Source organism: Bradyrhizobium sp. (assembly GCF_036009065.1).
GTDB lineage: Bacteria > Pseudomonadota > Alphaproteobacteria > Rhizobiales > Xanthobacteraceae > Bradyrhizobium.
Window position 1 is genome coordinate 23,837 of sequence record NZ_DASYMN010000071.1, and the last position, 10,883, is coordinate 34,719.

Consider the following 10,883-nt stretch of genomic DNA (forward strand, 5'->3'; position numbering starts at 1 on the left):
GGAGTTGAAAGCGAACGGGCCGCATGAAGCCTCGGCTAGCTGGCGTTGAGATCGTCGCGCAGGATCCGACCGGGCAATTTGCCCATAATCAGCGCAAAACTACCGCAAACATGGCTAACGATTGCTTAAGGCGCGCCGGAATGATGCACTCGCCCGGCATTTTGATGCAGAATCTCAGGCGCCGATGATGTCGTGGGTTTCGAGCGGCTTGTGGACCTGGGCGAACCATTCGGCCCGGCTGGCGGCACGGCGGCGGCCGCGCTCATCGAGCGGCAGTTTCAACTGACGCAGTAGGCTGGTGACCTCCTCGCGCGCGGTGACGTGGCCCATACTTGGGCGGGTGCCGAGCGTCGCCTCGTCGAGGTCGTCGAGCGCGGTCAGGCCGCGCGGAAAAAATTCGCGATAGACGACGCGCTCGGCAAACCCGTCGACTGCGCGGAAACCCAGCCGAAGCGATAATTCCTTGAGGCCGTCGGCGACGAGTTGCTTGTTGCGCGATCCCAGCATCGACAGGCGGTTGCGCACCACGATCCAGTCGGTGCTGGCGCCGTCGAGCTGGCGGCGTTTGCGCCTGCAGTCCCGCACCATCTCGGCGTAGTGGCTCTCGCCCGTCACCGAATAGGTCGCCGGATCAACGGTGCCGAGGACGTCGAAATCCAGAAAGCTGTCGTTGATCGGCGTCACCAGCGTATCGGCCATCGAATGCGCCAGACGCATCAGATAGCTGTCGGATCCGGGCGTATCGATGACGATGAAATCGAACGTCCGTTCCACCGTGCTGACGGCGTCCATGAACTGCAGGAACTCGGCCGATTCGTTGTCCGCAATCTGCATAGTATCGCCGAGCTTGATGCAGCGATGAACCGGAAGCTCGAGGGTGAGGCCGGTGCGGCGCGCCCAGGCCCGCCGGTTGCCGATGTAGCGGGTAAAACTTTGCTGGCGGCAATCGAGGTCGATGGTGGCGACGCGTTGGCCGGCTTTGAGCAGGGCAACGGCGACATGCAAGGCAGTGGTGGATTTCCCCGAACCGCCCTTTTCATTGCCCAGCACAACGACATGCGCCGAGCGGGACTGCCCCTGACTGGTCTGTACCAACATATTCTGATCCCTGTGGATATCTTCAAATCAGGGCGCGGCGGCGGTCAAGCGAAATGCGCGATAAGGCCCTCTATTCCTTGACCCTCTGCCTTAATGATGAATCTGGCGCACGATCGGCGGCAGCTGTGGATATCGTGCCGCTACGGACTTCATCGGAAGACGGGGGATGGCTTCGGACCCCGGGGGGCCGCCGGCTTGGCGGCGAGCGACCGGCTTTGGTAAGCTCAACATCCCACCTCGGGCGGAAGCTCCGTCCTCTCGCCCTCACGGATCGATCCCTGATGTCCCGACCTCCCATAATCGCTCGCACGCTGCCCGCGTTGCGCCGCGCGCTCGACGGCTTCCATGCAAAAAGCGGCGCGATTGCGCTGGTTCCGACCATGGGGGCGCTGCATGACGGCCATGTGGCGCTGGTGCGGCTGGCGAAACGGCGCGCCGCCAGGGTCGCGGTCTCGATTTTCGTCAACCCTTCGCAATTCGCGCCGACCGAGGATTTTGGCTCCTATCCGCGGACCTGGAAGGCCGACGTGGCGAGGCTCGCGGCCGAGGGCGTGGACCTGATCTGGAATCCCGATGTCAAAACCATGTATCCGGCGGGCTTTGCCACCAGAATCCTCACCGAAGGCCCGGCCACCGCCGGGCTGGAGGATCGTTTCCGGCCGCACTTCTTCGCCGGCGTTGCGACCGTGGTCGGCAAGCTGTTCATGCAATGCCGGCCGGACATCGCCTTGTTCGGCGAAAAGGATTTCCAGCAGCTTCGGGTGGTGGCGCAAATGGCGCGCGATCTCGATCTTGGCGTGCGGGTGATCGGCGCGCCGACCGTGCGCGAACGCGACGGCCTCGCGATGTCGTCGCGCAACGTCTATCTGTCGCCCGAGCAACGCCGTGTCGCCCCGGTATTGTACCGGACCATGAAAGCGACCGCGCAGCGGCTGCGCGGCGGCGACGATCTTGACGCTGCGATGGCTGGAGGCGCCGAACTGATCACGGCGGCAGGTTTTGCACTGGACTATTTCGAAGCGCGGCATGCGCAGACGCTCGCGCCGGTCCAATCCATCAAGGATGGGCCGATCCGCCTGCTGGTCGCCGCGATGCTCGGCAGCACCCGGCTGATCGACAACGTCGCAGTCTAGAGCATGATGGTTTTAGGTTGAATCGCCGCGACGCTCAGATCACCTCTCCCCGCAGGGGAGCGGTCAAAGGAAGCCGGGTCAACCTAGATTCATCACGCTTTTTTAGAGCAATCCGAGATCGCGCAATTCGCGGCGCAGCGGCTCGGGCATCGCGGCGATGCTGGCGGCGGACTTGCCGAGATCCGCTGGTGCTGCGTCATCGGTAAAATAACGCCAGCCTTGAAACGCCCGCATCGGCCGCGGCGATACCGCAATCACTTTTGGCTGCATCACCAGGCGGCATCGCCCGATGCCGCCGCGATCGCGAAACGGCTCGATCGCGAGGATTTTTTCCCGCGCGGCGATCTCGCCGCGGATTACCCAATACAGCGAACCGCCGTCGAGCAATTCCTGATCGCGCTTCGGCGTCATACGGGTGATGTGAATATGCTGGCGCGGCAGGCCTTTCTGCTTCGCCGTCCTCATGCGCTCGGCGACCCAGCCCTTGAGTTCCTTCAGGGAGTCGCAGCCGACGGCAAGCTTGATGAGATGTAGCGGCATGACTGAAAGGTTAGCTTTCGGCGACGGCTTTTGGAAGGATCAGTCGTTGTCCGCGGCACCAGCCGGTGCACCGGGAGCCGGTGAAAGTTGAACGGGCGCGGCCGCCCTTGCTTTCGGCGCCGCCTGCTTCTTGGCCGCGGTCGATGCCGGTGACGGACGGGGCGCCGGCGTCGGCGCATTTGCCGCCGCCGGTGATGGGCGCGGCGCAGCAGCCGTGGAGCCGAGCGGCGGTTCGGGCGTCATGATATTGACTGGCGGAGTTGAAGCTGCGCTCGGAAACTCGGCATTCGTTGGCTTGCCCGTGGGAAGCGATGGTGGAAGCGCGGCGACGGCGCCGGCCGCAGGCGCTGCGGGTGTTACGGGGGCATTCCACGAGGATGAATGCCGCAAGATCAGGCTCTCATAGATCCGCTCGTCCATGTTGGCGGCGATCTGGTTGTGATCGGTCAGCGACCGGTAGGCCGCGCATTCGGCGGGCTGACAACGATCCCGCGCAGCAAGCACATACGCCATCAAGCCATAACGATCGCGCTCCACGGATCGCCGCAATGTCGAAAGCTCCGGCGTCATATTATTGTTGGCGGAAGCGACGTCGCCAAACGAGGTGAGTTGCGAGAGCCGCGCGGCGGCATACGACACCGCCGCAGCCGCGGCGTCGGCGGAGCCAAACAGAACCTTTTCGCAAGCAGCAAGCACGACCTCTCCCGCCAGGTCGTCCACGCAGGACAAAGCGGGCAGCGCAGCCGTCATTGGCTGGGACGACTGGGCGCCGCGCGACGCGGTTGCGCCCCCCGGACCAAAACCGCGGATGGTTGCCGCGACCGCAACCCCGATCGCCAGCAGCGTAATCACCGTCAACGCGCCGTTGGCGACGGATTTTTCGGCGCGCAACAACGTGATGAGCAGGACAAGGGCAAAGAAACTCCCTGCGGCCAGGGTCAGCCACATCGGAAATGTCGGCGAACGCCAGAGTTGATCGAGCGAGGTGGGCCAGGCCCAGTTCATGCGCAAGTTTCCCAAGGGCTGGATCGGTTCAGCACAGGGCGCACTCGGCAAAAGCAAATGCCGAATTTGCTCCGCACCAAGCTTACCCTGATTGCGTCAACTTGACGGCGATCGTGACGTTTTCATTCCGGGAGTTGAGCGCCGGCAATGGGCCGCGCCCGCGCAGGAAGACCGCCGGTCAGCCGACGTCAAGCTGGCTTTCCTTGGCCACGCGTTCGAACGCCTCGACGGAACTTTTGATCCGGTACTGACAGTCGTCGCCATCGGTCGGAAGCAGCCGGATCACCTCATAAGTGCCGCTGGCGGCCGGACGCGCGACATTGCTGGCAGTAAAATAAACAGTCTCACCCACGACAAACTTATGCTTCAACGCCTTCTCCATCACACGGAAGTGCCGGCCAAGCTCGCGGTCCCGATAGCTGCGGCCGACTGAAAATGCCCGGCAATATCTATAGCACGCGGACGGTCGATTTGGCCAGTCACATCAGGACATGGCAAACGCGCAAATTTTGCAGGTTTCTCAGTGCGATAAGGGTTTTTTTCGGGTCCTTTTCGATAATTCAGGCTGGCCGGCCGGCGCCGCCCGGCCTTCGCATGATAATCAGCAATTGCTCACAATGGGCCGAACCCATGGCAGGTCTGCTGCGTGGCCGGTGTAAAAGGCTCTATCCGCGGGGCGGGCTGCAGGATAGGCGAGGATGAGGCCACCGCCGCACGGAGGAGAAGGGACGTCCATGAGCGCCGACCAATGCAGCTATCAATATTGGCTTGGCCCAAGGGAGGTGAAATACTCCGGTTCAGGCGTCGAACGCTCCGTCAGGCCGAGCGCCACGATCCGTCGCGCGCTCGCGGTACTTGATACGATCGGCGTTACCAAGGTCGCCGACGTGACCGATCTCGACCGGGTCGGCATTCCGAATTTCATGACGGTGCGGCCGCACGACCTCGGGCCGGGCATGTCCTACTATAATGGCAAGGGAACCACGCGCGCCGATGCCTATGCCGGCGCTCTGATGGAGGCGATCGAACGTCATGCCGGGGAGCGGTATGACGGTCCAGTGCTCGCCTCGTCCCACCACAATCTGCGAAGCGAGCACGCGTGTATCGACCCGCTTGAGATTCATGTCCCGATGGTCCGCAGATACAGCGAACGTCTGATGCTGGAGTGGGTTCTGGGATTCGATCTGATGACGCGCCGGCCGACGTTTGCGCCGCTGAACTGCGTCGTGGCGCCCTACTCGGATCCCGGTCTGTCCCTATTCTATACGAGCACGAACGGTCTGGCGTCAGGCAATACGCGGGTCGATGCGGTTTGCCACGCATTGTGCGAGGTGATCGAGCGCGATGCCACAGCGCTGGCACTGGCAAGGGCGGAGGTCCGACCCGCAGTTGCGGCGATCCTGGCGGATATGGGATTCGGTGACGCAGCGCCGCCAGAGCGCGGAGAGGTGCCGCTGATCTCGCTTCGTAGATTGCCCCGTCGCGCAGCGGCCCTGGTCCGCAAGCTGCAGCGAGCAGGCCTCAAGGTGCAACTTCAAAACCTGACCTCGGCGATCGGCATCCCCACCATCGGCTGTACCATAACCGAACCGCAAGGGCTGCCCACCGTGGTGAATACTTACGCCGGATGCGGTACCCATCCCGATGCGCGCATCGCCCTCATCCGCGCATTGACCGAGGCCGCACAATCCCGCCTCACCTGCATACAGGGCGGCAGGGAGGATCTGCCGGACTTCGTGCCGCCTGCGGGAGCGCCGCCGGTAGAGGCGCGGGCCGGCGCCGGCGAGCCCCTCCGCTTCGACGATCTGCCGTCTTATCAATATCCATCCGTCAACGAGGACGTCGAATTCATCATCGAGCGGATGCGGCAATCGGGCTTCGACCAGATCGTTGTCGTCGATATCACCAGAGCGGACGTGGGTATCCCGGTTGTGCGCGTCATTGTGCCGAGAACCGAGATCTGGACGCTTTATTTTGCGCATGGCAGCCGAGCAAGTTTGGGACTTCGGGCGTTGCAGGAGATCCGGTGAACGCGGGTGGAAATCTCATCGACTGCGGGCGCGAGACGCCGATGAAGACGATTGTTTTCTTTGGACCGTCGATTGCCGGAGAGGAGGTGCGCAGGCTTGCAGCCGTCACGCACGCCCCTCCGATCAAGCGCGGCGACCTCGCTGCGGTCGAGGATCACGACGTGTTCGTCATCCTCGACGGAGAATTCGGGCAGAACATGTCGGTGTCGCCTAAGGAAATCCTGGCCGTACTTGAGAGGGGAAAAACCGTGATCGGCGCCTCCAGCATGGGAGCGCTGCGCGCATCCGAACTCGACCGATCCGGAATGATGGGTGTCGGGTGGGTCTATGATTACTTCCGACGCTGCGCTGTGCGCCGTGACGCGGATGTCGCGCTGGTCTACTCTCCGTTCGACTTCAAGCCGATGACGGTGCCGATGGTCGATGTCGAATATTGGATGGAACAGGCTTTTGCGGCCGGACTGATCGGCAACAGGCAAAGCGCCGTTCTGCTCAAGGTCGCCCGGAATATCTTCTTTGCCGATCGATCCCCGGACAGGCTGATGGACGCCCTGCGCCGCGTCCTCGGTGGCGACACGGTCGATTCTCTCCTGGCATGTTGCGGCGGAACAATACCAAATGTGAAGGCGGTTGATGCGGCGGAAGCGATCCGCCTCGGTGCTTCGCTCACGGAACGTCGCGAGCCGGGCCGATGGGCAAGAGGCATTTGAACCGCACGCTCAGGGCAGGATAGCAATTGGACACCGAAGCCAGACCGATGCCGAGCCGGCAACTCACGGAACTGCTGGGCAGAGCCCTGCTCGACAAGGAGTTGCGCGATAGAATCTTCGCCGATCCCGAGGCAATCGCGCGGGAGTTCGATCTTGCTCCCGCGGAGGCCGAGGCCATCAAGCACCTTGACCGCCGGAAGTTCGAGGCGACGGTTGCCCGGCTGCGATGGGGCTGAGCGCTGCTTGCCGCGGTTAAACCGTGACGTTCAGGTCTCACCTCTCCCCGCAGGGGAGAGGTGACGCGAGCGGCGGCTCATCAGCTTGAGCTCAACTTTCGACCGGACAGACCATCGTCAAATTCAGATGCGTGGGTACCTTGCTTCCCGGTCCATAGTCCCACACCAGCAGGATGTCATGCTCAGTGGGGTCTGGATCGCCCTTCACTTTCTGCGTAACATTGACCGACATGCAAATTGGCGGGTCCGAATTAAAGCACTTGCGAACGCAAGCGTCCAAACGGGCGCATTTTGTCAGGGGGACGGTCGGATCGTCCTGGGAGACCGGCTCCTTATTGGGTTGAGCGGTCAACTGGACACGAGCGCGACCCACATTCTGCAGCCAGAATTTGGAGCCTTTTTGATTTATTTCCGTTGCCGCCAATATCGGCTGATACTGACCGAACTCCATCGTCTCTATGTCTATGTCCTGGGAGTTTTTCAGTTTTTCGACGCTCTGCTTCATGCTGTCCAAAGGATAGTAATGACTATCCATAGCCTGTTTGAAGGTGCTGGTCTCGTATACCCTTCCGCCCATCATCATCATCTGCAACATGATCGAGTTTCCCCCTCAAAAAAATAAAAAGATACCTAGCCCTATCTCTCAAGTCTATGCTGGATTGAGGCCGCCCGGCCGCGGTTGCGTTCGTATTCGTGCGGTCGGTCGTCCGGTTCCGGCGGCAAAGCTAGCACCCAAGGCTGCGCTGCGTCCAGACACGCCGTGCAACCTCCGGGCGGCTTGTCGTGGAAAGCTCGGTGGGTCACAATCGATAACACTCTTGCGAGCAGCCGCCTGCGGGGGTGTTTCGTTCGACACCTTGGTGCCGAAGAGAGCGCGGAAATGCATTGCTTCACTTGCCAATCGACGATGGACGCCGGCGACCTCTGGTGCGCCCATTGCGGTGCGAGCGCGGTCGGCATTTCCAGGAGTTCCGCGGCTGAGGATCCCGACAGCCAACGAAAGTTCGTAACGATCCTTCGCGCAGACGTTGTGCAATCGACGGACCTGATTGCCGAGCTTGAACCGGAAGAGGCCTTGCTGCGTCTGGAGCCTGCACTGGCAGCCATGCGAGCCGCGGTGCGGCAGTTCGGCGGCATCGTCAGCAAAGAAATGGGCGACGGGCTGGCGGCGGTCTTTGGGGCGCCTGTCGCCGATGACAATCATGCGCCGCTGGCCTGTCACGCAGCCATCGAGCTGGTTCGACGGGTGGTGGGGCTCGGCGATCCCGGGTTGCAGGTTAGGGTGGGACTCCACTCCGGGTTCGCCATCACCTATGTCGTCGCCAGTGAATTCTCCAAAGTCTACGAGATTGGCGGTGCGGCGCAGCATCTGGCTGCCCGATTGGAATCGGCGGCGGAGCCTGGTCAGATCTACGCCTCCGAGGCCTGCCAAAAACTGTCCGAGGGACCCGTTCGATTCGAATATCTGGGCCGCAAGCCGCTTAGGGGTTTTGCCGACGCCGTGCCGATCTACCGCGTAACCGGCGCGAGCGACCTGTCGAGCTGGCAACTACGCAAAACGCGCAACGTTTCGCGCTTCGTCAATCGTTTCCAGGAGACGGCGCTGCTCAGACAGGCCGCCGAGGATACAAGCGGCGGCGGCCGAACGGTCTGCCTGACCGGCGATCCCGGCATGGGGAAGTCACGGTTGGTGCATGAATTCCTCCAGGAGCTTGCGAGTGAAGGCTGGCGCCTGATCGAGGCGGAGTGCAGCCCGAATTTGCAGAGCGCGCCATTCGCCGCGCTCAAGGGTTTGCTGCGCTCGATTCTCGGCTCGGCGACGGCGGATGATCGGCCAGGCAATGTGACGGACCCCCGGGCCGACTTGCCGCGGATCCTGCAATCAGCCCTCGATGCGGCGCTGGATCTGCCGCTATCGGATGAGCAATGGGACAAGTTGGAGCCTCAGTCGCGCGGCCGCGCTATTTGCGATGCGACCTGCGCACTCGTAGAAAATCTGGCGCAGCAGCAGCGCACGGTGCTGCTGCTCGAAGATCTGCAATGGGTCGATCGCGCGAGCGACGTCGTCATGGCTGCCCTTGCCTCGCTGCAAACCCGTAACTTGCTGATACTCATCACCAGCCGGCCAAATGGAATCCCGGACTGGGTCGCACGATGCAGCCCCGAAAATATCGCATTGCGGCCTCTCGATGAGGGCGCGGGCCGGGCCATGCTGGACGCTATTTTGGGGTCCTCCTCCACGACTTTCGATCTCAAGGGCAGAATCATTCGCCACACCGCCAACGTTCCTCTCTTTGTCGAGGAGGTATGCCGCGGTTTCAAGGAGACCGGCATTCTCCAGGGCCAATGGGGCGATCTCGCTCTTGCGCAACCGGTCGAAGAATTGGGCATTCCCACCAGCATTCAAGGCGTGATCGCGGTGCGCCTGGATCGCCTGCCGAGAGCCGAACGCGCCTTGATGCAGATCGCCACCGCGCTCGGCCGGCGCTCGACGGTGGTCACCCTGCGCGAGGTGGCGGCGTTACCTGAAGCCGTGCTGCAACGCGCTCTGGCCGCGCTCGACCAGGCCGAATTGCTTGTCAGGGCCGACGATCAAGCCCCGGGGGATACGTTCGAATTCCGGCATGACATGGTTCGTCAGGTCACCTACGACTCGATGGTGGAGCGGACACGCGAAAAGGTACACGCACGTATCCTTTCCGCGTTGGAGAGCGACGAACGTTGGCGCGAAGATGCCGACAAGCTCTGCTACCACGCGACGCGCGCAAAGGATTGGGCCAAAGCGCTTGCCTACGGCAGAAACGTGGCACGAAAGTGCGTCGCGCGGTCGGCGTTTGCCGATGCGACCTCCCACTTCGAGATCGCCATGGATGCGCTCGACCGGACTCCGATCTCCCGTGAGCGTGAGACCGAAGCCATCGACCTGCGGATCGAAGCGCGCATGGCGTTCATGGGATCCGGCAGGGTCGCCGAATGGCTGGACCTCGGACAGGAAGCTGAACGGCGCGCCAACGCGATCGATGACATCGGGCGCAAGGTCGCCGCCATGACGGTCCGATCGGCGGCGCAAAACTTCTACGACACGCCAGTCGAGGCAATTGCCACCGGCGAGCAGGTCGTCGGTCTGGCGCAGGGGTGGGGCAATCTCGGTTGGCTCAACCTTGCCGAATATGGTCTCGGACAAGCCTATTTCATCGCCGGCCGTTTCCGTGAAGCGGAGCAGGTGCTTGGGCGAGCCTGCGCGCGATTGATGGGACCGGAAGCCACGGCCCCGATCGGCACCACCGTGCAATACCTGTTACTTATGTGCTGTATGATGAAATGCCTCACCCATACGACGCTGGGGGAGATCGATACGGCCGACCAGTTTCAACGGCGAGCGCAAGAGATAGCCGACCACAGCCAGCGGCCATTCGATCGCGTCGCGGCGGCTTATAGTGGTGGCACCTTGATGCTCGGTCGAGACGATCCGGCTGCCGCGGCCATCATTCTCGAGGAGGCTTTCGCGCTGGCGCAAGAGCATGGGGTACGGATCTTCGTCCCGGTCACAGCATGCCCGCTTGGAATGGCATATCTGGAGCAAGGACGCGTCGACGCAGCACGAAATATCCTTGCCAGGGCACGGGAGGCGGCGGTCGCCGTCGGCTATAAATCAAACGAGCTGCGCGCCTCCATCTATCTCGCGCTCGCGCTCAGCCGGTCCGGGGATGTGCAGGCGGCATTGAACATGCTGCGAGACGCGCGAAATACTGCCCGGCAGCAGGGGTTCAATGGACTCGAAGCCGAGGCATTGCTGTGTGAGGCGATGGTCACGCCGGCCACAAACGAAAGCGGTAAGGCTACGATCATTCGTTGTTTGCAAGCCAGCATCGCCATTGCCGCCCAGAGCGAGGCCAAGCCGCTGCTCCACAAGGCAGAGACGCTGCTAGGCCGAATGCTCGCCGACGCAGAAGAACCCGACTCCGGCCAGGATGACGTTCGCCGCAGCTGAGCGCGCGGTCGATCCACCGGTCGAGCAGACGGGGCAGGATTATTTCAGCTTGCATGCGGATAAGTATATCTGGATGCGTCACGAACGGTGCGGCTTCTCTACACAGCGATGCTTGGAGCCCGGTGGATTGACGGTATTGA

Annotated in this window: 10 protein-coding genes; 5 read left to right on the forward strand and 5 right to left on the reverse strand. The window is 62.3% G+C overall.

What is annotated here, in order from left to right; all coding sequences use genetic code 11:
• Positions 1-174: 174 nt before the first annotated feature.
• Positions 175-1,098, reverse strand: coding sequence for a division plane positioning ATPase MipZ (locus VGP39_RS04680; protein ID WP_327566937.1), 924 nt, complete (start codon positions 1,096-1,098; stop codon positions 175-177).
• A 281-nt stretch (positions 1,099-1,379) separates the two neighbouring features.
• On the opposite strand from VGP39_RS04680, the gene panC reads away from it, so the two are divergent.
• The gene (panC, locus tag VGP39_RS04685; protein WP_327566938.1) at positions 1,380-2,231 is read left to right on the forward strand and encodes a pantoate--beta-alanine ligase; all 852 of its coding nucleotides are present in this window, start codon (positions 1,380-1,382) and stop codon (positions 2,229-2,231) included.
• A gap of 102 nt (positions 2,232-2,333) precedes the next feature.
• Here panC and VGP39_RS04690 read toward each other — a convergent pair whose 3' ends face one another.
• The 3 genes from VGP39_RS04690 to VGP39_RS04700 all read right to left on the reverse strand — a co-directional run bounded on the left by VGP39_RS04690 (position 2,334) and on the right by VGP39_RS04700 (position 4,158).
• Positions 2,334-2,771, reverse strand: a complete 438-nt coding sequence (locus VGP39_RS04690) for a DUF1489 domain-containing protein (protein WP_327566939.1) — start codon at positions 2,769-2,771, stop codon at positions 2,334-2,336.
• Positions 2,772-2,810: 39 nt separating this feature from the next.
• Positions 2,811-3,776, reverse strand: coding sequence for a hypothetical protein (locus tag VGP39_RS04695; protein WP_327566940.1), 966 nt, complete (start codon positions 3,774-3,776; stop codon positions 2,811-2,813).
• Between the two features lie 178 nt (positions 3,777-3,954).
• Entirely contained in the window at positions 3,955-4,158 is a 204-nt protein-coding gene (locus tag VGP39_RS04700) for a hypothetical protein (protein ID WP_327566941.1), read from the reverse strand.
• 316 nt (positions 4,159-4,474) lie between these two features.
• Between VGP39_RS04700 and VGP39_RS04705 the strand changes: the two genes are divergently transcribed.
• The 3 genes from VGP39_RS04705 to VGP39_RS04715 all read left to right on the forward strand — a co-directional run bounded on the left by VGP39_RS04705 (position 4,475) and on the right by VGP39_RS04715 (position 6,752).
• On the forward strand, positions 4,475-5,806 hold the full coding sequence (locus tag VGP39_RS04705; RefSeq protein WP_327566942.1) for a YcaO-like family protein: 1,332 nt from the start codon (positions 4,475-4,477) through the stop codon (positions 5,804-5,806).
• Positions 5,807-5,967: 161 nt separating this feature from the next.
• Positions 5,968-6,516, forward strand: coding sequence for a TfuA-like protein (locus VGP39_RS04710; protein WP_327566943.1), 549 nt, complete (start codon positions 5,968-5,970; stop codon positions 6,514-6,516).
• 26 nt (positions 6,517-6,542) lie between these two features.
• A complete protein-coding gene (locus VGP39_RS04715; protein ID WP_327566944.1) occupies positions 6,543-6,752 on the forward strand; it encodes an Os1348 family NHLP clan protein in 210 nt (69 codons plus the stop codon).
• A gap of 91 nt (positions 6,753-6,843) precedes the next feature.
• Here VGP39_RS04715 and VGP39_RS04720 read toward each other — a convergent pair whose 3' ends face one another.
• A complete protein-coding gene (locus VGP39_RS04720) occupies positions 6,844-7,347 on the reverse strand; it encodes a hypothetical protein (protein ID WP_327566945.1) in 504 nt (167 codons plus the stop codon).
• 285 nt (positions 7,348-7,632) lie between these two features.
• Between VGP39_RS04720 and VGP39_RS04725 the strand changes: the two genes are divergently transcribed.
• Positions 7,633-10,743 carry an ATP-binding protein gene (locus VGP39_RS04725; RefSeq protein ID WP_327566946.1) on the forward strand — a complete coding sequence of 1,037 codons (3,111 nt, stop codon included), beginning with the start codon at positions 7,633-7,635 and terminating at the stop codon, positions 10,741-10,743.
• Positions 10,744-10,883: the final 140 nt, after the last annotated feature.

What these genes read in the sequence shown, in the direction of transcription:
- VGP39_RS04690 (WP_327566939.1), bottom strand. Translation starts at nt 2,771, where the DNA reads ATGCCGCTACATCTCATCAAGCTTGCCGTCGGCTGCGACTCCCTGAAG.
- VGP39_RS04700 (WP_327566941.1), bottom strand. Translation starts at nt 4,158, where the DNA reads ATGGAGAAGGCGTTGAAGCATAAGTTTGTCGTGGGTGAGACTGTTTAT.
- VGP39_RS04695 (WP_327566940.1), bottom strand. Translation starts at nt 3,776, where the DNA reads ATGAACTGGGCCTGGCCCACCTCGCTCGATCAACTCTGGCGTTCGCCG.
- VGP39_RS04720 (WP_327566945.1), bottom strand. Translation starts at nt 7,347, where the DNA reads ATGTTGCAGATGATGATGATGGGCGGAAGGGTATACGAGACCAGCACC.
- VGP39_RS04680 (WP_327566937.1), bottom strand. Translation starts at nt 1,098, where the DNA reads ATGTTGGTACAGACCAGTCAGGGGCAGTCCCGCTCGGCGCATGTCGTT.
- VGP39_RS04705 (WP_327566942.1), top strand. Translation starts at nt 4,475, where the DNA reads ATGAGGCCACCGCCGCACGGAGGAGAAGGGACGTCCATGAGCGCCGAC.
- VGP39_RS04725 (WP_327566946.1), top strand. Translation starts at nt 7,633, where the DNA reads ATGCATTGCTTCACTTGCCAATCGACGATGGACGCCGGCGACCTCTGG.
- panC (WP_327566938.1), top strand. Translation starts at nt 1,380, where the DNA reads ATGTCCCGACCTCCCATAATCGCTCGCACGCTGCCCGCGTTGCGCCGC.